The sequence below is a fragment of the Massilia sp. H6 genome (assembly GCF_024802625.1).
In the GTDB taxonomy this organism is placed as follows: Bacteria; Pseudomonadota; Gammaproteobacteria; order Burkholderiales; family Burkholderiaceae_D; genus Telluria.
Window position 1 is genome coordinate 3079522 of record NZ_CP103371.1, and the last position, 24423, is coordinate 3103944.

The following is a 24423-nucleotide window of genomic DNA, read 5'->3' on the forward strand; positions in this document are numbered from 1 at the left end:
GGCCGGACGTCCTGGCGCCGACAGGATGCGAACACCGCTAACATGTCGCCACGCAACAATATCGTCATCTCGCGTCACGTAAATTTCCGGGATAATAGAGCGCAAGCGACAATGCCGCTGCTGAATTTGCCGGATTTGACGCTACAATATCCGACCGTAGCGTGCGCATCTATTTTTCTGACCATGACCCAGGCTTCTTCCGACATCTTCGACCTCAGCGCGTGCGCGGACGAACCGATCCGTACACCGGGAAGCATCCAGCCGCATGGCTTCCTGCTGACGCTGGCGCCTGCCCCGGACTTTACGGTATTGCAGGCCAGTGCCAATCTCGGGCACTGGACCGGCCTGTCGGTCAGCGACGCGCTCGGCCAGCCGCTCGCGCAGGTGGTGGGCGAGGCCACCGCAGCCCGCCTCGCCTCGCACCTGGCCGCCGGCAAGCTGGCCGCGCGGCCTGCCTATATCGGCAGCGTCGATGTCGCCAGCGGCGCCCATGTCGATGTGCTGGCCCATGCCTGGGACGGCCTGGTCATCCTCGAGTTCGAGAACGTCGTGCGCGAGGGCGCGGCCGATTTCCGCCACCTGTATCCCCTGATCGGCGACTTCCTGCTCAACGTGAACGGCTTGGCCTCGATTCCGGTGCTATCCGACCTGGCCGCGCGCCATGTGCGCGCCGTGACTGGCTATGGCCGCGTCGTGGTCTACCAGTTCGACCCCGACGGCCACGGCCACGTGGTGGCCGAATCGAAAGAAGACAGCTACGAGTCTTACCTGGGCCAGCACTTTCCTGCCAGCGACATCCCGGCGCAGGCGCGCGCGCTGTACCTGCGCTCGCCGATCCGCGTGATCCAGGATGCGAACTACACCGCCGCTCCCCTGGTGCCGGAGCTGAACCCGGCGACTGGGGCGCGCAACGACCTGTCGTTTGCGGCGCTGCGCAGCGTCTCGCCAGTGCACCTGCAGTACATGCGCAACATGGGCACGCTGGCGTCGATGTCGGTCTCGCTCATCGTCAAGGGCAAGCTATGGGGCCTGATTTCCTGCCACAACGCCACGCCACGCCCGGTTCCGGTCGAGGAGCGCACCGCCTGCGAGCAGCTGGGCCAGATCCTGGCGCTGTGCATCGAGTCGCGCGAGGACGCCGCCGAACTGCAGTTTCGCCTCGAGGTGCGCCGCATCATGGTCGAACTGCTCGGCCACCTGACCAAGGGCGCCGACTTTTTGGAGAACATGGAGTCGGTGTTTCCTGAACTGCTGCGCTTCGGGCGCGCCGGCGGCGTCGCCATCGTGGTCGACGACCGGGTGCTGACCTATGGCGACACGCCCGACGAGACCGCGATTCGCGCCCTGGTGGCGTGGCTTGCCATGCAGGGCAATGCCGGGGTGTTCCACACCGACCACCTGATGGGCGCCTGGCCGGCGGCAGCTGGCATGGTTCGCAATGCCAGCGGCCTGCTGGCGCTGCCGATCTCGCGCATCCACCAGCACTACCTGCTGTGGTTCCGTCCCGAGGTGGTGCAGAGCATCGAGTGGGCCGGCAACCCGTACCAGAAAGAAGCGTCGACGCTCAACAGTGTCGTCCAGCCGCTGACGCCGCGCCAGAGCTTCCAGTCGTGGCGCGAGACCATCCATGGCCGCAGCCTGCCCTGGCATGTCGCCGAAGTCGAACTGACCGAGGAGTTTCGCGGCGCGCTGCTGGGCATTGCGCTGGAGCGTGCCGAACAGATGGCCGAACTGGCCGAGGAACTGGGCCGCGCCAACAAGGAGCTCGAAGCGTTCTCGTATTCGGTCTCGCACGACCTGCGTGCGCCGCTGCGCCACATCGTTGGATTCTCCGACCTCCTGATCGAATCGGACGGCGTCGAAGACCCGCAGCGGCGCCAGCGCTTCCTGAAGAACATCAAGGAATCGGCGCGCCTGGCCGGCAAGCTAGTCGACGACCTGCTGTCGTTCTCGCAGATGGGCCGCGCCGCGTTGCGCCCGACCCGGGTCGACATGAACGACCTGATGGCGGGCTGCATCGACAAGCTCGGCACCGAGATGGCGGGCCGCAAGGTTGACTGGCACATCGAGCCGCTGCCCGTGGTCTGCGCCGACCCGACCTTCCTGAACCTGGCGGTGTTCAACCTGCTCTCGAACGCGGTGAAATTCACTGGCGCGCGCGAACAGGCCGTGATCACCATTACCTCGGAAGAGAGCAGCGCTGAAACCGTGTTCCACATCGCCGACAACGGCGCCGGCTTCAACATGGACTACGTGCACAAGCTGTTCGGCGTATTCCAGCGCTTGCACCGGATGGAAGACTTCCAGGGCACCGGCATTGGCCTGGCCAATGTGCGCCGCATCATCGAGCGCCATGGCGGACGGGTCTGGGCCGCATCGGTGCAGGGTGAAGGCGCGACCTTCTCGTTCAGCATTCCCAAACATCCTCTCCCCGAAGGCGCATGATGCTCAAGCCGATTCTTCTTGTCGAAGACAACCCGCACGATCTGGAACTGACGCTGATCGCGCTGTCAAAGAGCCAGCTGGCCAACGAAGTGGTAGTCATGCGTGACGGCGCCGAGGCGCTCGACTACCTGTACCGCCGCGGCGAATTCGCCGGGCGCGCGGTCGGCAACCCGGCCGTCATCCTGCTCGACCTGAAACTGCCAAAAGTGGACGGGCTCGAAGTGCTGAAAGAAATACGCCAGGGCGAGGCGCTCAAGAGCGTTCCGGTGGTGATGCTGACTTCGTCGAAGGAAGAACAGGACGTCGTGCGCAGCTACGAGCTGGGCGTGAACGCCTATGTAGTCAAGCCGGTCGATTTTACGGAGTTCTTGCGCGCCATCGCCGACCTGGGCATTTTCTGGGCGGTCCTGAACGAACCGCCTCCCGGTTCGCGCCGTTACATCAAGCCCAAGTGAGCACCTTCGCCTGACGCGGCGGTCGCGCAGGCGTCCTGGGTCCGGCGCGAACCACGCAACAGATGGCGGATGCGTGCGCCGAGCACGTCCGGGTGATAGGGCTTCTGCAGCAGGTGCACCGACGCGTCGACCTTGCCCTCGTGCGACAGCACGCCCTCGGCATAGCCCGAGGTGTACAGCAGCTTTGCCTCTGGCAGGCGCTTGCGCACCACGTCGCCCAGCTGCAGGCTGGTGACAGGGCCCGGCATGATCACGTCGGAGAACACCAGGTCGACGTGGCGGCCGCTCTCGATGATCTCTACCGCCACTGCCGCGTCGGGCGCCTCCAGCACCTCGTAACCCAGCGCCGCCAGGATCGCGGCGGTTGAATCGCGCACGGCGTCTTCGTCCTCGACCACCAGGATCGTTTCGAGGCCGCCCGCCAGCGGCAGCGTGTGCACCGGTTCCAGGACGGTCGGCGCCGCGTCGCCTCGCGGCAGGTAGATGCGCACGCTGGTGCCGCTCCCGATCTCGCTGCGCAGCACGATCTCGCCGCCCGACTGCTTGACGAAGCCGTAGGCCATCGACAGCCCCAGCCCGGTGCCCTGGCCGGTCGGTTTGGTGGTAAAGAACGGCTCGAAAGCGCGCAGCAGCACCTCACGCGGCATACCCTTGCCGGTATCGGCTACCTCGAGCATGACGTAGTCGCCCGGCGACACCTCGGACGGAAGCTCGGAGCCAGGACCGGCATTGCGCGCGCGAATAGTCAGCGTTCCCTGCCCACCCATGGCGTCGCGCGCATTGATGGCCAGGTTCAGCAATACATTATTGAGCTGGTCCGGGTCCACCGTGGTGGTGCCCAGGCCCGGCTCGATCTCGGTGACCACGCACGCGTTCGGCCCCAGTACGCGCCGCATCATGTCGTCCATATCGCGCAGCAGGTGGCCAGGATCGATCACCACCGATTGCAGCGGCTGGCGCCGCGCAAATGCCAGCAGGTGCGCAGCGAGCTTGGCGCCACGCTCGACGCCAGTCAGTGCCATGTCGATCCGGGAGCGGGCGCTGTCGTTCAGGTTGCCCACCAACTTGAGCAGCTGCAAATTGCCACCGATGACCTGCAGCACGTTGTTGAAATCGTGGGCGACACCACCGGTTAGCTGACCGATCGCTTCCATCTTCTGCGCCTGGTGCAGCGCCGACTGGCTTGCCGCCAGCTGTTCCTGGCTCACGCGCAACGAAGCAAAGGCGGCGTCGCGCTGGCGCAGGGCGATGTAGGCGCCACTGTGATAGCGCACGCGCGCAACCAGTTCACGCGGGTCTGGCCACTTGACCAGGTAATCGTTGGCGCCCACGGCAAACGCGCGCGCCTTGATATCGGCGTCGTCTTCGGACGAGAGCACGATGACCGGAATGTCTGCGGTCTCGGGATCGGCGCGCAGCATCGCGGTGACTTCGAAGCCGTCCAGGCCGGGCATGCGCAAGTCGACCAGCACCACCGTGGCGCGCACGTCGCGCGCGACCTCGACGGCGCGCGCGGCGCTGGATTCGTAACAGAGGGAATGCGCGACGCAGCCCGCCAGTCCGTGGGCGATGATGTCTTGCGCAAAAGGCTCATCATCGATGAGAAGGACGGAGCAGTCGGGACGGTCGTCAATCATTACGTCATTGGCAAGAATTCAGCACGATGTTACAAAATGGTAAGCGCAGATTCTACAACAACTCGCACAGCGCACGACACATTTGGCGGGTCAAGGTCGCGCACGTATTGACACCTTCTGCCTTGCAAGTTGCCGGCCCGGGCGCCATATACACCCCATGCGCAAGCGTCAGTCCGACCCGCCCGACACCCTGCCCCCGACCGAAGCCGCCTGCCCGCTTTGCGGCCGGGCGCTCGGCACGGTCAACATCGACCGCCACCACCTGGTTCCCAGGACCTTCAAGGGCAAGGAGCAGTTTCCGATCCACAAGATCTGCCATCGCAAGATCCATTCCGAACTCACCGAGCGCGAGCTGCTCCAGTCCTATCACACCTGGGACGCGCTGCGCGGCCATGAAGGCATCCGCAGTTTCATCGCCTGGGTAGCAAACAAGCCATCCGGTTTTTATACGCGCACCTATACGGCGAACAAGAAGAAGTTCCGGTAGCGGGGGATGCTTTTGTGCCTGGCGCTCGCGCATGACGTGCTGTCTCAAGCTCGCGTCCGTTCATGGTCTTGCCGTATCCGCTTTTTGCGCCGGAAGAAAGTACGAACCCTCGGGTGCGCCAGGAACTTTGACGCGGAACTTCAAGCCCGATAGGAGCTTGTCCCACAGAGCAACGGCCTCATCGTCGCTGACGGAGGCAGCTTTGGCGGCCCCGACCATGTTGGCCTCAACCTTGGTGAACATGGCGACATGAAACGAGGACGGGTTGGCCACGTCTGTTGGCGTGCCGACAAAAGCCCATTCGAAATCGTGGGTGCCATCGGGGCGGCGAATGAGGGATTCTTCTCCCTGCCAGTGCTGCACCTCCCGCTTGCCTTCACGCAGCACGTCGCGCTTCGGGTAAAGTGCGCCCTGCGTTTTCTGAGCTCCCTTGATACGGGCGAGCAGGGACAGCTCACTGTGTTTCATCTTCTCGAATTCAGCCTTGTCGTAATCAGCATAGGCGTCCTTGTTCGAGCTGATCGAGAACGTGATGTCGGGGAAGCTGGGCAGGTAGATTCCTGCGTTTACTTGCTCTTGATCCCGATACCGATCACCAGTCATGAAACCGTGATCAATGCAGAAGCCTGGCTCGGTTGGAATTTCCTCCACAGCGCGGAGCCGCAAGCTCGTGGCTCGCGCGAGCTGTCTAGCGATCACGGTACTTTCGGTTTCGCTATCCTCTGTGGCGTCTCCTAACACGAATGTAAGGTTGCCTTTGCTGATATATGTATCGAAAAAATAAAGCGCATACCTTTTTGCACTCTCGCTTTCGTAATACCGCATCTGCCAGCTATCATCAATTGGACCGGGACCGTTGTAAGTGATGTCAGCGCTACCGTCTTTCCACTTCAGTTTTGCGATTTTTTCTTCTGCGGTGCGTTTCGCTTTTTCGAGTCCACCTGAGACGATCTCTATGTCCGAAGGAAAAGAAGCGCTTCCCCAAACGAGCTGAGCGTCCTTCGGCACTTCGATCGCATAGCGGCCGAAACAAAGAATTTTTGTCTTTTCGAACAACGCATGCAGGCGTGGGCTCAGCTTTACAGGTGTGGGCACGGCGGTCTCCTTGTAACTGTAGTTGCGGGAGTTACCAACTAACGACACCAAGGCGATGAGTAATACGGAAAATATCGCAGTGTTCTTCAAAAAAGCGCTGGTTTTCACGGGCGCTCCCATTTCGCGGTCTTAGCAATCTGGATGACCGAATACAGCAAAGACGCCAGCACATCCTGGTCGGCATAGCTGTTTTGGTGCTCGTAGCTCTTGCCTTCTGTTTCGCCATGCACGAAGAGCTTGCCTGTGATCTGTTTAGCGGACCGGGCTGCGGGCACGGTTTCGTCGCCAGGCGTGGCTGGCGGTTGAAGGACAAGGGTCAGCACACGAGTGCCGGTCTGGACTTTCAAGGTGCCTTTAGCGTCGTCGCTCAACAGCTTCCATTCCTCGACGGGGGGAAGCTGTATGTGCCTGGCGTCCCAGACTTCCGGGTTGGTCACTTTGAAAACGATCTCACCATAGCTGAGACGTTCCGACGACGAACAAAAACTTGCATAGCAACTGGTCGGATGAAAACTTTGTTGTATGTCTTGAATAAACCTAGCCGCATCCGTCAATCGGCTTGAAACGTTAGCGAGGCCCCCGCCGTTCCTTTTTTCTATACGTCCCGGATTAACCCATTCAGGATGCAGAAGCCGCCACCACTTGTCCGGTTGCTGCAGATAAATTTCGTCCAACGCACTCCCCGCGCTACCGGGCCAGCTCCACATCTCGCGTCCCGACCCATCCACGACTTTGAGCCACGACTTTCCGTAGGCCGATCCGGGAAGCAATTCCAGGGCCGCAGGCGCATTGGCAAGAATGGCGGTTGCATGCTTGCCATCAATCCCAAATATGCTCGCCTTGATCTCGGCAAACGTGCCCGATCCTTCCAGAAAACCAAAGCGCATGCGTTTATAGGACGCCGCCGCGCCCGTGCTTGGCATCACATTGTGGTAAATGCCCAGCACCTTGACGGTGGGATCGTCGAGCAGGTTGCCGTACTTTGGATGGATCAGTGCGCGTGCAAGCAGGCCACCCATGCTGTGGGTGATGACGATGACCTCGTCGCACTGGAACCCGCGCTTCTGGTAGCCCCTGGCGAGCCCGCGGATACGCTCGGCGATTACCTTGGCGGACTCGCCGTTGCTTCTTAAATAGTTGTAGCCCATGGCGTGCACCGGATACCAGCATGCTGCGACTTGCTTCAGATCCTGCTCGGTCAATGCTGGGCCTGCATCAACCCCGCCAAACCTACTGGGGTCGGCCAGGAACGGTTTCCATGTCGGATGGGGCTGGTCGCGCGCGACCATGTTGTTGAGGTGGTTTTCCGCCGTTTTCAGCAGCTTTCCGTAGGCGCCGTCGAACATGACTTCGCTCCAGCCGCGCCAGCGGGCGACCTGGGCGGGCGTTTCACGCTTTTTCATGATCACGCCCGCACGCGGCGGACGCCAGCCAGCAGGCGCGCGCTGCCCCAGCAGGGGCGGAATGCGCACCAGGTGGTTGGGGACGTTTTGATGGCGCTTGTCTGCCTCCAGAGTTTCCTTTCCCTCTGGATCGAAGCGATCCTTGCTCTCGGTGTAGTGGTAGTACTCGACTTCGGTCTCGTTCGGGTCAAGCATCAGTTGCCGCTGTTCCGGCGACGCGTTCTTGTACCAGCCGCCCAGGCCCACGTCGAAAGCCGCCAGGCCAATTTGGTTGGCAAGGCCAACCATGTCATCCGGCCGCCACGAGCGGTTGTCCGGCCGTTCCAGTTTTTTTTGCCGCTCCTTGCTCAGGCGCAGATTGCTACCCATTACACCGGGCAAGAAAATCACAGGAATAACTTTCTTTGGTGGAACGGTGACGTCGTGGCGGATGCCATCGGTGAGCGCCGTCGTGTAGACCGTGTATTCGGCCCAGCCGCCGACGCCTTGCGAGAACTCTCCCTGATGATTGCCGCGCTCGTTTAGCTGATTGCTCACAGAAGCTTCCTTCATGACCAATGGTGCAGGAGTCGAACCCGTTCGACGAGGGCAGCATCTTCGGCTTGCCGAGCAATTGCATTGGCGATGAAGTGAAGAACTGAAGCTGGCGCCGACGTCCCACTGATTGCCTCCGATGGCCGTCCCTGGTGTCTGTGAGGGCGAACGAAAGAACCAGCAGCCAGCTTAGCCAGATGCAGTGAGTCTGGAATTGACCAGAATCAATACGTTTCCCTGCGCCAAATCTGGAATACCGGCCGCAGAAAACCAAAAAGGAGCTCATATCGCTATGAGCTCCTTATCTTGTTCTGGCTCCCCGACCTGGACTCGAACCAGGGACCTGCGGATTAACAGTCCGTCGCTCTACCAACTGAGCTATCAGGGAAAAGAGGCCGCATTATAGCGGCCCAAAAACGTTTTGACCAGCACCGCGCGCGAAGCGCCTTCGATTGCCGCCTGCCCAGCACCGCGCAAGCCGCTTTGTTATAGTGGTGGATTACGCGTTCCTAACTCCCATCACGGCTTCCCATGACGACCCCACCCATTCTCGGTACCCCACTGTCTCCTTCTGCCACCAAGGTCATGCTGCTCGGCTCGGGCGAATTGGGCAAGGAAGTGATCATCGCGCTGCAGCGCCTCGGCGTGGAGGTGATCGCGGTCGACCGCTACCCGAACGCGCCGGGCCACCAGGTGGCCCACCGCGCGCACGTGATCGACATGACCGACGGCGCCGCGCTGTCGGCGTTGATCGCGCTCGAACAGCCCGACCTGGTGATTCCCGAGATCGAAGCGATCGCCACCGAGACCCTGGTGGCGCTCGAGGAGCAGGGGCGCATTACCTGCATTCCGACTGCGCGCGCTGCCATGCTGACCATGAACCGCGAAGGTATCCGCCGCCTGGCGGCCGAGGAACTGGGCCTGCCTACCTCGCCCTACCGCTTCGCCAGCAGCCTGGAAGAACTGCAGCAGGCTTGCGCCGCGGTGGGTTTCCCCTGCGTCGTGAAACCGGTGATGTCGTCGTCGGGCAAGGGCCAGTCCAAGCTTGACGGCCCGGACGAGGTCGCGGCCGCATGGGAACATGCGGCCAGCGGCAGCCGGGTCGATGCGGGCCGGGTGATCGCCGAAGGCTTCATCGACTTCGACTATGAAATCACCCTGCTGACCGTGCGCGCACCAGGCAGCGGCGGCGCGGTGGAAACGGCGTTTTGCGCACCGATCGGCCACAAGCAGGTACAGGGCGACTACGTGGAATCGTGGCAGCCGCACCCGATGAGCCCTGCGGCGCTGGCAGCGGCGCGCGAGGTCGCGGGCAAGGTCACCGGCAACCTCGGTGGCTACGGCGTGTTCGGGGTCGAGCTGTTCGTCAAAGGCGACACCGTATGGTTCTCGGAAGTGAGCCCGCGCCCGCACGACACTGGCATGGTCACCATGATCACCCAGGTGCAGAGCCAGTTCGAGCTGCACGCCAAGGCAGTACTGGGCCTGCCAGTCGATGTCACCCTGCGCGCGCCGGGCGCTTCGGCCGTCATCTACGGCCAGCTCGAGGCTGCCGGCATTGCATTCGAGGGCGTGGCCGACGCGCTGCGCGTGCCTGGCACCGACCTGCGCCTGTTTGGCAAGCCCGAGTCCTTCGCGCGCCGCCGCATGGGCGTGGCACTGGCCAGCGCAGACGATATCGACACCGCGCGCCAGCGCGCACTGGAAGCGGCGTCGCGCGTCAAGCCAGTGTCGGGCTAAGCAGGTATCACGGGCCATCTGGCCCGATCAACGAAAAGGGCCGCATTTGCATGCGGCCCTTCGTATTCTGGCTCCCCGACCTGGACTCGAACCAGGGACCTGCGGATTAACAGTCCGTCGCTCTACCAACTGAGCTATCAGGGATTAGAGGCCGTATTATAGCAAGGCTTTGCGAAATCGCGAAGCCCGAGCCAGGCGAAAACCAGGATTTCTTGCAAGGCCAGGCAGAACGCTAACGCACCGGCGCCTGTACCCGGGTTCGCGCGAGCAGTTTCTCCAGCTCCCTTAGCACCACCCGCGGCTCGGACATCTGCGGGAAGTGCGCGCTACCCTTGGCAATCACGCGCTCGCCCTGCGGCGACAGGCGCGCCAGCGCTTCCTGGTTGCGCTCGCGCTCGCGCAGCGCAGTCGCCGACATGATCCAGCGCGGCAGCGGCTTGCCACCCGAGATGACCGTGACCGGAATGTCCGGAAAAGGCGGGGCCTCGGCGATTTCGGCCACCGTCTCGGCCTGGTTGCTGATCTCGTCGTTCGGGTCGAGCGGAGAAACGCGGTCGAGCAATGAGGCGGTCAATCGCTGCAAGCGGGAACGGTGTTCGCCCAAATGGAGCACATCTTCGGGCGCGCTCGCCTCCAGGAACAGCACGCCGCAGGTCTCTTCCGGGTAGATGCGCGCGAACAGGTTTGCATGCAGCCCACCGAAGCCATGCGCTACCAGCAGGTAGGGGGCCTTGGCGCCAATCTGGCGCAATAGCGCGCGCAATGCCAGGATAACAGTGGTGCACAGTTGCGGCTCGCGCGGGCGGGCGCTGGCCCCGACCCCGGGCCGGTCGTAGGCCACGACGGCCCCGAGTTTTTCCAGTTCGGGAAACAGCTTGTGCCAGCCTTCCAGCGGGGCGTTGGAACCGCCGAGCATGACAATGGTGGGACTCCCCTCGCCCGACAGGGAAAACCGCAGCACCTGGCCCCCGACGGCGATGATTTTGCTCTTTGGCAAGTGCTTCACTATACAAGTCCACTAACAATGTATTGACAGACTACTCTCTGCGCATGGAAATGCAACTGCTGATGAGTAATTTCGCAAAACAAAAAGGCCACATCTCGCGATGCGGCCTTTCAAAATTCTGGCTCCCCGACCTGGACTCGAACCAGGGACCTGCGGATTAACAGTCCGTCGCTCTACCAACTGAGCTATCAGGGAAGTGATCGCAGCATTATATGTTTGCAAGGACACGCTGTCAATTCACGTCGTGTGCGCTTGCACGCTTGCCGCTCTTCGAGACCGAAACAGCTCAGTTCCGAAGAGCCAGCATTTTAAAGAACTTTTGCGACGGCGTCAACGACGCGGTCGAGATTGGTCGAGTTCAGCGCGGCAACGCAGATGCGGCCGGTATCGACCGCATAGATCGACTGTTCGCGCAGCTTGGCAACCTGCTCCTTGGTCAAGCCCGAATACGAGAACATGCCAACCTGTTCGCGCACGAACTCAAAATCGTGGCGGGGTGCTTTCTCTTTCAGTTTCTCGACCATGGCGCCGCGCATTTCGCGGATACGCACGCGCATGCCGGCCAGTTCTTCTTCCCATAGCTGGCGCAGTTCCGGCGTGGCCAGCACCATCGCCACGACCTTGGCGGCGTGGGTCGGCGGGTTCGAGTAGTTGGTGCGCACCACCCGCTTGAGCTGCGAGAGCACGCGCGCGGATTCTTCGGCGCTGGTGGCAACGATCGACAGCGCGCCGACGCGCTCGCCGTAGAGCGAGAACGACTTCGAGAACGAGTTCGACACCAGGAACGGCAGGCCGGTGTCGGCGAAGCGGCGCACCACGGCGCCATCTTCGGCAATGCCGGCGCCAAAGCCCTGGTAAGCCATGTCGAGAAAGGGCACCAGGCCGCCATCGACCACCGCCTCGATCACCTGGCTCCACTGGTCCTGGGTCAGGTCGGCGCCGGTCGGGTTGTGGCAGCAGGCGTGCAGGACCACGATCGCACCGCGCGGCATGGCCGCCAGCGAGGCGAGCATGCCATCGAAGTTCACGCCGTGGGTGGCTGTGTCGTAATAGGTGTAGTTATTGACCACGAAGCCGGCGCCCTCGAACAGCGCACGGTGGTTTTCCCAGCTTGGGTCGCTGATATACACCTCGGAGTCGGGTGCAAAACGCTTGAGGAAATCGGCGCCCAGTTTCAGCGCGCCGGTGCCGCCGATGGCCTGCACGGTGATCACGCGCTTGTCTTGAATAAGGGCGCTGTCAGCCCCAAATACCAGTTCCTGCACCGCCTTGTCATATGCGGCCAGTCCTTCGATCGGCAGGTAGGTGCGCGGCGCCGGTTGCGCCATCAGCTTCGCTTCGGCTTGCTGTACGCACTGCAGCAAAGGCACCTTGCCCTGATCGTCGTAGTAGACACCGACCCCCAGGTTGATCTTGGCCGGATTGGTATCGGCGTTGAACGCTTCAGTGATGCCCAGGATTGGGTCGCGCGGGGCCATTTCAATGGCGCCGAAGAGGCTGGCGGAGGCAGTGGAAGTCATCGTGATAAACTGAGTTTGTCGGTGGGTTCGCAGCGGTGGTAGAGCAAGCGACACTTGTGCTGCAGTGCCGCATCCGGATCCTATTCTAGCAAAGGTCTGAAAGTATGGCTGATTTATCCCTCGCAAATGCCCCTGAACCGACGGTCATCACTTTTCCGGGCTCGCCGTTCAAGCTGCACCAGCCGTTCGAGCCGGCCGGCGACCAGCCCACCGCGATTGCCGGGCTGATCGAAGGCATTAACGACGGCCTGATGTACCAGACCCTGCTGGGCGTAACCGGCTCGGGCAAGACCTACACCATGGCCAACGTCATCGCCCAGGCCGGCCGCCCCGCGATCGTGTTCGCCCCCAACAAGACCCTTGCAGCCCAGCTGTATTCGGAGTTCCGCGAATTCTTTCCGCAAAACGCGGTGGAATACTTCGTGTCCTACTACGATTACTACCAGCCGGAAGCCTATGTGCCGCAGCGCGACCTGTTCATCGAAAAGGACTCGTCGATCAACGAGCACATCGAACAGATGCGCCTGTCGTGCACCAAGTCGCTGATGGAGCGGCGCGACGTGGTCATCGTGGCCACCGTGTCGGCCATCTACGGTATCGGCAACCCGAACGAATACCACAAGATGATCCTGACGCTGCGCCACAAGGACAAAGTGGCCCAGCGCGACATCATCGCGCGCCTGATCCAGATGCAATACACCCGCAACGAAATGGATTTTTCGCGCGGCACCTTCCGGGTGCGTGGCGATACCATCGACATCTTCCCGGCCGAGCACGCCGAACTGGCGATCCGGGTCGAGATGTTCGACGACGAGATCGAATCCTTGCAGCTGTTCGACCCCTTGACGGGGCGCGTACGCCAGAAAATCCCGCGCTTTACGGTCTACCCGGGCTCGCACTACGTGACCGCGCGCGGCACGGTGCTCAAGGCGGTCGAATCGATCAAGGCCGAGCTGCGCGACCGGCTGGAAGAATTCCGCCAGCAAAACAAGCTGATCGAAGAGCAGCGCCTCGAGCAGCGCACCCGCTTCGACCTCGAGATGCTGGCCGAAATCGGCTTCACCAAGGGCATCGAGAATTATTCGCGCCACCTGTCCGGCTCGATGCCGGGAGCGCCGCCGCCGACGCTGATCGACTACCTGCCGAAAGACGCCCTGATGTTCATGGACGAGTCGCACGTGATGATCGGCCAGCTCAACGCCATGTACAACGGCGACCGGTCGCGCAAGGTCAACCTGGTCGACTTCGGCTTTCGCCTGCCGTCGGCGCTGGACAACCGGCCACTGAAATTTGAAGAATTCGAATCCAAGATGCGCCAGACCGTGTTCGTCTCGGCCACGCCGGCCGACTACGAAAAAGGCAAGGCCGACAACGTGGTCGAACAGGTGGTGCGCCCCACCGGCCTGGTCGACCCGCTGATCTTCGTGCGCCCTGCACGTTCGCAGGTCGACGACCTGATGGGCGAGATCAACGACCGCATCGCCAAGGACGAACGGGTCCTGGTCACCACGCTCACCAAGCGCATGGCCGAGCAGCTCACCGAATACCTGGGCGACCACGGCATCAAGGTGCGTTACCTGCACAGCGATATCGAGACGGTAGAACGGGTGGAAATCCTGCGCGACCTGCGCCTGGGCACCTTTGATGTCCTGGTCGGAATCAACCTGCTGCGCGAAGGCCTGGACTTGCCCGAGGTGTCGCTGGTGGCGGTGCTCGACGCCGACAAGGAAGGCTTCCTGCGCTCTGAGCGGTCACTCATTCAGACCATCGGCCGCGCCGCCCGCAACCTCAATGGCGTGGCCATTCTGTACGGCGACCAGGTCACCGATTCGATGCGCCGCGCCATCGACGAAACCGAACGCCGCCGCGCCAAGCAAATCGCCTTTAACCTGGAAAACGGCATCACGCCGGTCGGTGTCAAGAAGAAGATCAAGGAAATGATCGACGGCGTCTACAGTAATGCCGCCCAGCGCGGCATGCTCGAGAACGCGCAGGAAGCCCAGGAGACGGCCAAGGTCGAGTCGATGAGCGAGAAGCAGATCAGCAAGGAGATCAAGCGTCTCGAAAAGCTCATGGTCGATCACGCCAAGAACCTCGAGTTCGAAAAGGCGGCCCAGGTGCGCGACCAGCTGCATGTACTCAAGCAGCAGGCGTTTGGCGCGCCTGGAACGGACAATGTGGTGTCGATGCTGGGCAAGTAAGGCGTGATCGTGCGTTGCCTGCGCCAAAGGCGCGCGCGACGCACCTGTCCTTAGCCGGGCTGCCGCGCTTGCGCCAGGATCGCCAGCAGCGCCGACAAATCGGCCGGTTTCACCAGGTGACGGTCGAAGCCGGCCTCGCGCGCGCGCTCGCGGTCTTCGCTTTGTCCATAACCGGTGAGCGCGACCAGGGTCGCCCCAGCCGTCACGCTCGATGCGCGCAGGCGCCGCGCCAGCTCGTGTCCATCCATGTCGGGCAGGCCGATATCGAGCAGCATCACGTCGGGACGCTCGCGCAGGGCGCAGGCATAGCCACTGCTGCCGTCGTAGGCTACGCTGACGGCATGGCCGTGCGCCTCCAGCAAGGTGGCCAGCATCTGCGCCGCGTCGGCATTGTCGTCGACCACCAGCACCCGCACCGGGCCGCTGGCGGCAGCGGCCGCCGGCGGCTTGCCTAACGCCTTGGCCGCGCGCACCGCCCCCAGCAGCGGCAACCGGATCACGAATTCGCTGCCCTGCCCCAGGCCCGCGCTATGGGCCGACACCCGCCCCCCGTGCAGCGCGACCAGGCTAGCGACAAGGGCCAGGCCGATACCCAGCCCGCCCTGCGAGCGGTCCGGGGTACGCTCGGCCTGCGTGAACAGGTCGAAGATATACGGCAACATCTGCGGATCGATGCCCTGTCCGTTGTCGCGCACCGCAATCACGGCTTCGTCTTCCTCGGCCGTTATGCGCAGACCGAGCCTGCCGCCCGCCGGCGTGTACTTGGCGGCGTTATTCAGGATGTTCGAGAGCACCTGCACCAGGCGCGTACGGTCGCCCGACACGTACAGGGGCGGCTCCATGAGCTCGACCTGCAGCTCTTGCCGCCTGGCGTCCATCAGCGGTCGCACCTGTTCGATGGCACCGTGCACGACGCTGTTCAGATCCAGGTCTTCCCGGTCGATGCTGACCAGGCCGCGCGTGACGCGCGAGACGTCGAGCAGGTCGTTGACCAGGACAGTCATGTGCTCGGACTGGCGCGCGATGATGGCGCTGGCATGGCGCGCGCGCTCGGGGTCGAGCGAGCCGCGCTGCAGCAGCTGGGCGGCGGTGGTGATCGGCGCCAGCGGATTGCGCAGCTCGTGGGCCAGCATCGCCAGGAACTGGTCTTTCTGGCGATTGGCGGCGCGCAGCTCGTCTTCCACGCGCTTGCGCTCGGTCACGTCGCTGCCTTCGACGAAAATGCCGGCGACCGCGCCCTTGGCGTCGCGGATCGGCTGATACACAAAGTCGACGAAGCGCTCTTCCATCAGCCCGCTGGCGTCGCGCTGGACCCGTACCGGCACTGCGTGGCCGACGAAGGGCTGCCCGGATCGATAGACCTGGTCGAGCAGCTCGAAGAAGCCCTGTCCGGCAACTTCGGGAAGCGCCTCGCGGACCGGTTTGCCGATCAGTTCGCGGCGCCCGATCAGCTGCAGATAGGATTCGTTGGCAATCTCGAACACATGGTTCGGTCCGCGCAGCACCGCGATAATGCCGGGCGCCTGCTCGAACAGGGTCATCAGGCGCTGGTTTTCCTCGTCGCGATAGCGCTCGGCCTGCACCTCGGCGGTCATCTCGACGCAGGCGCAGAACATGCCGGCCACCGTACCATCCTCGTCGCGCACCGGCGAATACGAAAAGCGGAACCAGGTGTCTTCGTCGTAGCCATGCCGGTTCATGCGCAACAGCAGCCGGTCCACATAAGTAGCCTCGCCCTTGAGCGCGCGCACGATCAGCGGATGCAGCACCTCCCATATTTCGCTCCACACGCCCTGCATCGGGGCGCCGAGCGCGCAGGGATGCTTCTCGCCCAGGATCAAGGCATAGGAATCGTTGTACAGGAAACCGAGCTCCGGCCCCCACGCCACAAACATCGGAAACTTCGAGTTGAGCATTAGCCCAACCGTCGTGCGCAAGGCTTGCGACCAGTCGCGCGGGTGCCCGAGCGGCGACGCCGACCAGTCGTGCGCCCGCATCATCGCGCCCATCTGGCCGCCCCCACTCAAGAAGGGCAGCCATTCCGAAGGCGTTGCGTGTTCCTGTCTCATGCGCTGTGTCGCCTTGTTTAATATTCTATGTGCCTGGAATAAGTTTGCCAGAGCTGGCTGGTGTTACTCCACACCGTAGCGCGCTACAGGGTCTTGACGAATTCGCGGATACCGCCGAGCAGCATTTCAATCGACATGGCCGTCAAAATCAAGCCCATCAGTCGTTCGAAGGCGGTCATGACCTGCGGCCCGAGCTTTTGCTGCAGTCGTTCAGCGCTCAGGAAGACCGCCAGCCAGACTACCGCCACCGCCGCCAGCGCCGCCACATGCACCATGGTCTCGGACACGGAACCCGAACTGAACAGCAGCACGGTTGCCAGCGCCGAAGGGCCGGCCAGCGCCGGAATGGCCAGCGGCACGATGAACGGTTCGCCGCCGTGTTCGCTGCGACCGAGCACGCCGTCGGGGTGGGGAAAGATCATGCGAATCGCAATGATCAGGAGGATCACCGCGCCGCCGATCCGCAGTGCGACCGGGCTCAGGTGAAGCGCGGCCAGGAAGTGCTGGCCAAAGAACATGAACACCAGCAGCAGCAAGAAGGCGATCGCGCACTCGCGCATCACGATGCGCGGGCGGCGCTGGAGAGGCGTGTCCTTGAGGGCGGCGGCGAACAGGGGAACATTGCCGAACGGGTCGGTGACGAGAATCAGCAATATGAAAGTCTGGAAAAAGCTTTGGGTCATGGGATTGTTTTTGTTGGGCTTGCCCGGGGTACGGTAGCGCGATCTTAACAGGCTTGCATATCGCAAAACTGACTTCACAGAAATTCTTAATGCAGCAGAAATAAAGAAAGCGGAGCAGGCTTGCGCCCTGCTCCGCTTCTTGCAGCACCGGTCAAGGCGCCTGGATTATTTCTCGAACTTTTTCAGCCACGCCGACAGTTGGTGTGGGCGCAAGCCGTCGTAGTCCTCGAACGGCTGGTGGATCCACGGGTTGTGCGGCAGGTCGTCCAGATGGTAATCCGGCTTGAAGCTCGACGTTCCCTTGACCCACAGCACGGCCGAACGCACTTCTGTCACGTCCGGATAGTTCGACTGCAGGTGCTCGCGCACTTTTTGCAGGGTCACGCCGGAGTCGGCCAGGTCATCGACCAGCAGGATGCGGCCAGCCAGCGGGCCCTTGGTCATCGTCATGTACTTGGCGATGTCCAGGTTGCCCTGCTTGGTGCCCGACTCTTCGCGGTATGAGCTGGTCGACAGGATCGCCAGCGGCACGTCGAAGATGCGCGAGATGACGTCACCAGGACGCACGCCGCCGCGCGCCAGGCATAGCACCATGTCGAACTTCCAGTTCGATTCATAGACTTGCAGCGCCAGGCGCTCGACCATGCGGTTGTACTCGTCCCACGAAACCCAGAGGTCTTTGTCGGTGGTTGGTGGAGTGGTCATGTTCAGGAATCCCTATCGTTACCTGTTCTTTTAATTACGCTGCAAACGGATGGCGCAGCACGATGGTCTCTTCGCGGTCCGGACCGGTCGACACCATGTCGATCGGGATGCCGACCAGCTCTTCGATGCGCTTGATGTAGGCACGGGCGTTGGCAGGCAGTTCGTCCATCGACTTGGCGCCGACGGTCGAGTCGCGCCAGCCCGGCATTTCTTCGTAGATCGGCTCGCAGCGGGCCGCTTCTTCGGCGCCGACCGGGAAGATGTCGACCTGGCGGCCGTCGATCTTGTAGCCGGTGCACAGCTTCAGGGAATCAATGCCATCGAGCACGTCCAGCTTGGTCAGGCACATGCCCGACACGCCGTTGATCTGGACCGAACGGCGCAGCAGCGCAGCGTCGAACCAGCCGCAGCGGCGGGCGCGGCCAGTCACGGTACCGAACTCGTGGCCCACGCGCGACAGGTGCTCGCCAACGCCAGCGTCGGTCGGCAGTTCGGCCGGGAACGGGCCCGAGCCGACGCGCGTGGTGTAGGCCTTGGTGATGCCCAGGATGTAATGCAGCATGTTGGGGCCGACGCCGGCGCCGGCGGCGGCATTGCCGGCCACGCAGTTCGACGACGTCACGAACGGATAGGTGCCGTGGTCGACGTCGAGCAGCGAACCTTGCGCGCCTTCGAACAGCAGCTTGCCGCCGGCCTTGTGCGCGGCGTACAGCGCCGACGAGACATCGCCGACCATCGGGCGCAGGCGCGGAACCAGGGCCATGGCGTCGTCGAAGGTCTTCTGGAAGTCGATCGCGGTGCCGCCCAGGTAGTTGGTCAGCACGAAGTTGTGGTACTCGAGGTTCTCTTTGAGCTTCTCGGCGAAGCGCTCTTCGTTGAGCATGTCGGCGATACGAATGGCGCGGCGTGCGACCTTGTCTTCGTAGGCCGGGCCAATGCCCTTGCCGGTGGTGCCGATCTTGTTGACACCGCGCTTGGCTTCCCTGGCCTGGTCGATGGCGACGTGGTAAGGCAGGATCGCCGGGCAGGCTTCCGAGATCATCAGGCGCGACACGACTTCGACGCCGGCCGCGGCCAGCTTGTCGATCTCGCGCATCACGTCCGGCACCGACACCACCACGCCGTTACCGATATAGCAGGCCACGCCTTCGCGCATGATGCCCGACGGGATCAGCTGCAAGGCGGTTTTCTGGCCCTTGATCACGAGCGTGTGGCCCGCGTTATGACCACCCTGGAAACGGACCACGCCGGCCGCATGGTCGGTCAGCCAATCGACGATCTTGCCCTTGCCTTCATCGCCCCACTGGGTGCCGATGACAACGACGTTCTTTGCCACGTTTGTATTTGACATCACTTAACCTAAGTTTTTGAGAATCCAATTTCCGTTTTCGAGGACGAGCACACGGTCGCACTCGAATTCGTCCTGAACATTATCGTGACCCGGCATGGACTGAATCACGACTTCACCGCTATTCCGCAGATCAACGATTTTTTCGCGCAGCTCCGGGGCATTGCCCCAGGGCGCGCAGATGGAATGCTTGCGTTCGGCCGTCGGCAGCAGCCGCGCCAGTTCGCGCAGGTCGAGCGAGAAGCCGGTGGCGGGACGCGCCCTGCCAAAGGCTTCGCCGACGTGATCGTAACGCCCACCGCGCGCCACCGCGTTGGGCAGGCCCGGCACGAACAGCGCGAACATGGCCCCGCTTTCGTACTGGTAGCCGCGCAGGTCGGCCAAGTCGATCGCGACCTCGGCCCGGCCAATGGCGCCAGCCGCCAGCGCGGCCAGCTCCGCCAGTGCGCGGGTAATGCCCGGCAGCGCCGGAAGTTCTTCTTTTGCGCGCGCCAGCACATCGACATCGCCATACAGGTGCGGCAGCGCCAGCAGCGCCTTGCGGGTGGCAGGCAAATACTGCTGGGTCAGCTCATCGAGTCCCGGCGCATCCTTGGCACGCAGCAGGCAGGTGAGCTGGGCTTCGTCGCGGCGCGCCGCGGCGTCCTCGCCCAGGATCGCGCGCAGGATGCCGACGTGGCACAGGTCGAGGCGCACGTCGGCGAAGCCGGCCAGCGCCACCGACGCCAGCGCCAGCTCCTGGATCTCGGCATCGGCTTCCAGGCCGGCGTGGCCATAGATCTCGGCGCCGATCTGGAGCGGCTCGCGGGTGGCATGCAGGCCCGACGGGCGGGTGTGCAGCACGCTGCCGGCATAGCACAGCCGGGTGACCGACTCGCGGTTGAGCAGATGGGCATCGATGCGGGCGACCTGGGTGGTCATGTCGGCGCGCAGGCCGAGCAGGCGACCCGAAATCTGGTCGACTACCTTGAAGGTGCGCAGCTCGGTGTCCTGACCCGCTCCGGCCAGCAGCGACTCGACGTATTCGAGCAGCGGTGGCATGACCAGCTCATAACCGTACAGACGGAAAGTGTCGAGCATCTTGCGGCGCAGATCTTCGATCTTGCGCGCCTCGGACGGCAAGACATCAGCAATATTCTCGGGCAAAAGCCAGTTCGGCATGGGTGACAGCTAACGGTTTGTAGGTGAAGAACGAGGGCAGGCACGCAGGCGTGCAGACGCACAGCGCGAACGCCGAATCGGCAATTTTACCCGAAAATGGCGAGGTGTAGGCGGGGGATGTTGGTTTGACAGCGATTCCGGGTTGCCAGGACGCTTGTCTATACCGGTGCGAAGAAGGGTTGCCGCCCTTGACTGGCGGCAGTAGCCGGCCGTTAAGCCGCAGAGTGAGCAATTTTATTGCCCACTCTGCGGGACGCCGGCTTATTTACTACCGGGGGCTTTGAAATACTTGAAGAACTCCGAGTTCGGATCTACCACCATCACGTCGCCGCGGTTCTTGAACGTGGTGCGGTAGGCCTCGAGCGAGCGATAGAACTTGGCGAATTCGGGGTTCTTGCCGAACGAACTGGCATAGATCGCCGATGCCTTGGCATCGCCCTCACCCTTGATCTTCTCGGCCTCGCGGAACGCTTCGGCGATGATCACGGTGCGCTGGCGGTCGGCGTCGGCGCGGATCTGCTCGGACTCGGCGGCGCCGGTCGAACGCAGTTCGTTGGCGACCCGGGTGCGCTCTGCCTTCATGCGCTCGTACACCGAATTGTTGATCTGCTCGATGTAGTCGACGCGCTTGAGGCGCACGTCGACGATGCCGATGCCGATCTGCTTGGCTTCGGCCACGACCTTGAGCTTGACCGCTTCCATCACGCGGCCGCGTTCGCCGGAAATCACTTCGCGCACGGTGCGCTTGGTGATCTCGTCGTTCAGGGCCGCCTTGATGATCTGCGACATGCGGTCGCGCGCACGGCTTTCGTCGCCGTTGAAGCTGACGTAATACAGGCGCGGATCGACGATGCGCCACTTGACGAAGGCATCGACCAGAATGTTTTTCTTCTCGGCCGTGATGAAGCGGTCGGCGTCAGGCGTGTCGAGCGTCAGGATGCGCTTGTCCAGGTAGATCACGTTCTGGAACGGCGGCGGCAGCTTGAAGTGCAGGCCCGGTTCGGTGATCACGCTCTTGACCTGCCCCAGCGCGAAGACGATGGCGTAGCGGCGCTGGTCGACCACGAAAATCGTGGAGGACAGCAGCAACAGGGCAATGAAGCCCGCCACGAAGATAGTTACGAGGCGGTTCATTAACGGCTCTCCCGGTCACGTGAGGAATCGCGGGCCCGTTCGTCGCGTTGACGAACCGACTCGAGGGCTTGGGTCACTTCGGCTGGCGCAGAGCCAGGCACCTGCACCGGGCCCGACTTGCTGCCAACGCCATCGTTGCCGGCATTTTGCGAGATGAGTTTATCCAGTGGCAGGTAGATCATCGAGTTGCCGCTGCGCGAGTCGATCATGACCTTGCTGGTGTTGGAAAAAATCTGCTGCATGGTATCGATGTACATGCGGTCGCGGGTGACCGCCGGCGCCTTGCCGTAGGCAGCCACCACCTGGTCGAAGCGCGACGCATTACCGGTTGCGTTTTCGACCACCATCGAGCGGTAGGCTTCGGCTTCTTGCATCAGGCGGAAGGCCTGGCCGCGCGCCTGCGGAATCACCTGGTTGGCATACGCCTCGCCCTCGTTGCGGGCACGGGCGCGGTCCTGGCCGGCCTTGACGGCGTCGTCGAAGGCACTTTGCACCTGCTCCGGCGGCTGCACCGCCTGCATGGTCACATTGGTGATCAGCGCGCCAAGCTTGTAGCGGTCGACGATGGTCTGCATCATCTGGTGCACGTCGGCAGCGACCTTCTCGCGGCCCTCGTACAGGACGAAGTCCATCTTGCTGCGGCCGACGACTTCGCGGATCGCAGTTTCGGCAACCTGGCGTACGGTTTCATCGTTCTCGCGGTTGTTGTACAGCCACTGGACCGGGTCTTTGAGCGTGTACTGCACGGCGAACTGGATGTCGATGATGTTTTCGTCGTCGGTCAGCATCAGGGCTTCTTGCTGCTGCTTGTTGCGGACGTTGGCGCGATAGCCGATCTCGGCAGTACGAATCTGCGAGACGTTGACGGTCTCGTGGGCCTGGATCGGATACGGCCAGCGCCAGTTGAAACCGGCACCGGTTGTGTGGCTGAGCTTGCCAAACGTGGTGACCACGCCGGTCTGGCCTTCCTGGACGATGAAGGCGCCGCTGGCCAGCCAGATCAGGGCGACGATGAGCGCCACCACGCCGGCGGTGACGCCGGCGCCGCGCATGTCGCCGCCAGTGCCTGCCCCGCCGCCGCCGTCGCCGCTGCCGTTGCCGTTGTTACGGGCACCGAACAGGCGGTTCAGGCGCGCATTGAAGTCACGCCAGAGTTGATCGAGATCCGGTGGGCCTTCGCCCGGCCGACGGCCCTCCTGGGCCTTGTGGTCACCTTCGGGCTTGCGGCCCCAACGTGGATCGTTCAGCGACAGTGTGATGCCGCAACGCTTGAGTAATGAAACGAGCATAGGCTAATGGGGCCCGACGTAGGTAGAGGTTGTCATGGTATCGGCAGGTTCATCGGCTGAGTCGTCCACCGATGCGTCGTCGGAATAGCCAGCTTCGGCGTCATCCTCGGTCAGGTCCTGCACGTCGTTCGCTTGCTTCTTGCCAGGCGCGGCCTTTGCCGTCTCGACGATCGCGTCGCGCAGTAGGTCCAGGCCGGCGCCGGTATGGGCGCTGATAAAAACGCGGCTGATCTTATCATACTCATCACGCTCGATCGCCGGCTCGAGCCCGGCAGCGTCGATTTTGTTCCAGACCAGAATCTGCGGGACATGGTCGGCGCCGATCTCGCGCAGCACGTCGTTGACCTGCTCGATCTGTTCCATGCGCGACGGCGAATTGCCATCGACCACATGCAGCAGCAGGTCGGCGTGGATGGTTTCTTCGAGCGTGGCGCGAAATGCCGCCACCAGCTGGTGCGGCAGCTCGCGCACGAAGCCGACGGTGTCGGACATCACGATGCTGCCCACCTCTTCGCCCAGGTACAGGCGGCGGCTGGTGGTGTCGAGGGTGGCGAACAACTGGTTCGCCACGTACACGCCAGCCTTGGTGAGGGTGTTGAACAGCGTCGACTTGCCGGCGTTGGTGTACCCGACCAGCGAAACCGAGAACGTCTGGTTGCGCCCGCGCGCGCGGCGCTGGGTTTCGTGCTGCTTGCGCAGCTTGGTCAGACGGGCGCGCAGCGCCTTGACCCGCTCGCCGATCAGCCGGCGGTCGGTCTCGAGCTGGGTTTCACCCGGACCGCGCAGGCCGATACCACCTTTTTGACGCTCGAGGTGGGTCCAGCCGCGGATCAGGCGCGTGGCCAGGTGCTGCAGCTGGGCCAGTTCGACCTGCAGCTTGCCTTCGTGGCTCTGGGCGCGCTGCGCGAAGATATCGAGGATCAGGCTGGTGCGATCGACCACGCGAATCTCGAGACGGCGCTCGAGATTGCGTTGCTGGGCTGGAGACAATGCGTGGTTGAAAATGACGATGTCGATACGCTCAAGCTTGCAGGCCATCGCGATTTCGTCGGCCTTGCCGGTACCGACGAAATAGGCTGCGTCGGGACTGCTGCGCTTGGCCGTGATCGTGGTGATCGGGTCGGCGCCGGCGGAGCGCGCAAGGAGCGACAGCTCTTCGAGGCTGGCGTTGAAATCGCCAGCACCGAAATCGATGCCGACCAGCGCTGCACGCATGCTGGAAGTGCCGGGGGCGTCTGCCATCGGCCTTACTCGGCTTCTGGGTCGAGGTTGAGATTGACGGCGCGGGCCGGGACGACGGTGGAAATGGCGTGCTTGTAGACCATCTGGGTCACGGTGTTACGAAGCAGAACGACGTACTGGTCGAACGATTCGATGTGGCCCTGGAGCTTGATGCCGTTGACCAGATAGATGGAGACCGGGACGTGCTCCTTACGCAATGCGTTCAGGAATGGGTCTTGTAACAGTTGCCCTTTGTTGCTCATAACAGCTCCGTAATGTTGTTGTAGTTA

At 62.8% G+C, this 24423-nt stretch carries 19 protein-coding genes and 3 tRNA genes; 5 read left to right on the forward strand and 17 right to left on the reverse strand.

The features are described from left to right. Positions 1–183: 183 nt before the first annotated feature. Together NRS07_RS13830 and NRS07_RS13835 are read left to right on the forward strand one after the other, a co-directional pair. Positions 184–2445 (forward strand): ATP-binding protein, encoded by a 2262-nt coding sequence (locus NRS07_RS13830; protein WP_259207867.1) that lies wholly within the window; start codon positions 184–186, stop codon positions 2443–2445. Then, on the forward strand, positions 2445–2900 hold the full coding sequence (locus NRS07_RS13835; RefSeq protein ID WP_259213244.1) for a response regulator: 456 nt from the start codon (positions 2445–2447) through the stop codon (positions 2898–2900). The genes NRS07_RS13830 and NRS07_RS13835 overlap by 1 nt, the downstream gene beginning before the upstream one ends. On the opposite strand, the gene NRS07_RS13840 is transcribed toward NRS07_RS13835, so the two are convergent. After that, positions 2882–4537 carry a response regulator gene (locus NRS07_RS13840; RefSeq protein WP_259207869.1) on the reverse strand — a complete coding sequence of 552 codons (1656 nt, stop codon included), beginning with the start codon at positions 4535–4537 and terminating at the stop codon, positions 2882–2884. The two genes, NRS07_RS13835 and NRS07_RS13840, sit on opposite strands and share 19 nt — an antisense overlap. 157 nt (positions 4538–4694) lie before the next feature. On the opposite strand from NRS07_RS13840, the gene NRS07_RS13845 reads away from it, so the two are divergent. Continuing rightward, positions 4695–5024, forward strand: a complete 330-nt coding sequence (locus NRS07_RS13845) for a hypothetical protein (RefSeq protein WP_259207871.1) — start codon at positions 4695–4697, stop codon at positions 5022–5024. A gap of 60 nt (positions 5025–5084) precedes the next feature. Here the strand turns inward: NRS07_RS13845 and NRS07_RS13850 are convergent, their stop codons facing one another. The 3 genes from NRS07_RS13850 to NRS07_RS13860 all read right to left on the reverse strand — a co-directional run bounded on the left by NRS07_RS13850 (position 5085) and on the right by NRS07_RS13860 (position 8444). Then, positions 5085–6227 carry a T6SS immunity protein Tli4 family protein gene (locus NRS07_RS13850; RefSeq protein WP_259207873.1) on the reverse strand — a complete coding sequence of 381 codons (1143 nt, stop codon included), beginning with the start codon at positions 6225–6227 and terminating at the stop codon, positions 5085–5087. Beyond that, positions 6224–8074, reverse strand: a complete 1851-nt coding sequence (locus NRS07_RS13855) for a triacylglycerol lipase (RefSeq protein ID WP_259207875.1) — start codon at positions 8072–8074, stop codon at positions 6224–6226. Before NRS07_RS13855 ends, NRS07_RS13850 begins: the two co-directional genes overlap by 4 nt. Before the next feature lie 294 nt (positions 8075–8368). Further along, positions 8369–8444 (reverse strand) — tRNA-Asn (locus tag NRS07_RS13860). A 143-nt stretch (positions 8445–8587) separates the two neighbouring features. Here NRS07_RS13860 and purT point away from each other — a divergent pair. Continuing rightward, on the forward strand, positions 8588–9796 hold the full coding sequence (purT, locus tag NRS07_RS13865) for a formate-dependent phosphoribosylglycinamide formyltransferase (protein ID WP_259207877.1): 1209 nt from the start codon (positions 8588–8590) through the stop codon (positions 9794–9796). A 68-nt stretch (positions 9797–9864) separates the two neighbouring features. On the opposite strand, the gene NRS07_RS13870 is transcribed toward purT, so the two are convergent. The 4 genes from NRS07_RS13870 to NRS07_RS13885 form a co-directional block, all read right to left on the reverse strand. After that, positions 9865–9940, reverse strand: a tRNA-Asn gene (locus NRS07_RS13870). A gap of 88 nt (positions 9941–10028) precedes the next feature. Continuing rightward, complete coding sequence (locus tag NRS07_RS13875) at positions 10029–10802, reverse strand: alpha/beta fold hydrolase (RefSeq protein ID WP_259207880.1); 774 nt, start codon at positions 10800–10802, stop codon at positions 10029–10031. A 119-nt stretch (positions 10803–10921) separates the two neighbouring features. Continuing rightward, positions 10922–10997 (reverse strand) — tRNA-Asn (locus NRS07_RS13880). Between the two features lie 113 nt (positions 10998–11110). Further along, positions 11111–12322, reverse strand: coding sequence for an amino acid aminotransferase (locus NRS07_RS13885; protein WP_259207882.1), 1212 nt, complete (start codon positions 12320–12322; stop codon positions 11111–11113). 104 nt (positions 12323–12426) lie between these two features. Between NRS07_RS13885 and uvrB the strand changes: the two genes are divergently transcribed. Continuing rightward, positions 12427–14523 (forward strand): excinuclease ABC subunit UvrB, encoded by a 2097-nt coding sequence (uvrB, locus tag NRS07_RS13890; protein ID WP_259207885.1) that lies wholly within the window; start codon positions 12427–12429, stop codon positions 14521–14523. 50 nt (positions 14524–14573) lie between these two features. Here the strand turns inward: uvrB and NRS07_RS13895 are convergent, their stop codons facing one another. From NRS07_RS13895 to hfq, 9 genes are all read right to left on the reverse strand, one after another. After that, a complete protein-coding gene (locus NRS07_RS13895) occupies positions 14574–16592 on the reverse strand; it encodes an ATP-binding protein (RefSeq protein ID WP_259207888.1) in 2019 nt (672 codons plus the stop codon). Between the two features lie 83 nt (positions 16593–16675). Next, a complete protein-coding gene (locus tag NRS07_RS13900) occupies positions 16676–17275 on the reverse strand; it encodes a MarC family protein (RefSeq protein ID WP_259207890.1) in 600 nt (199 codons plus the stop codon). Between the two features lie 165 nt (positions 17276–17440). Continuing rightward, complete coding sequence (locus NRS07_RS13905) at positions 17441–17980, reverse strand: phosphoribosyltransferase (RefSeq protein ID WP_259207893.1); 540 nt, start codon at positions 17978–17980, stop codon at positions 17441–17443. Between the two features lie 34 nt (positions 17981–18014). Then, the gene (locus tag NRS07_RS13910) at positions 18015–19331 is read right to left on the reverse strand and encodes an adenylosuccinate synthase (RefSeq protein WP_259207894.1); all 1317 of its coding nucleotides are present in this window, start codon (positions 19329–19331) and stop codon (positions 18015–18017) included. A 3-nt stretch (positions 19332–19334) separates the two neighbouring features. After that, positions 19335–20489: an ATP phosphoribosyltransferase regulatory subunit gene (locus tag NRS07_RS13915; protein WP_259207896.1), complete on the reverse strand. Its 1155-nt coding sequence runs from the start codon at positions 20487–20489 to the stop codon at positions 19335–19337. Positions 20490–20750: 261 nt separating this feature from the next. Next, entirely contained in the window at positions 20751–21623 is an 873-nt protein-coding gene (gene hflC / locus NRS07_RS13920; RefSeq protein ID WP_259207899.1) for a protease modulator HflC, read from the reverse strand. Further along, positions 21623–22912 carry an FtsH protease activity modulator HflK gene (hflK, locus tag NRS07_RS13925; protein WP_259207901.1) on the reverse strand — a complete coding sequence of 430 codons (1290 nt, stop codon included), beginning with the start codon at positions 22910–22912 and terminating at the stop codon, positions 21623–21625. Before hflK ends, hflC begins: the two co-directional genes overlap by 1 nt. 3 nt (positions 22913–22915) lie before the next feature. Next, positions 22916–24127: a GTPase HflX gene (gene hflX, locus NRS07_RS13930; RefSeq protein WP_259213247.1), complete on the reverse strand. Its 1212-nt coding sequence runs from the start codon at positions 24125–24127 to the stop codon at positions 22916–22918. A gap of 32 nt (positions 24128–24159) precedes the next feature. Next, complete coding sequence (gene hfq, locus NRS07_RS13935) at positions 24160–24396, reverse strand: RNA chaperone Hfq (RefSeq protein WP_106756584.1); 237 nt, start codon at positions 24394–24396, stop codon at positions 24160–24162. Between the last annotated feature and the right edge of the window lie 27 nt (positions 24397–24423).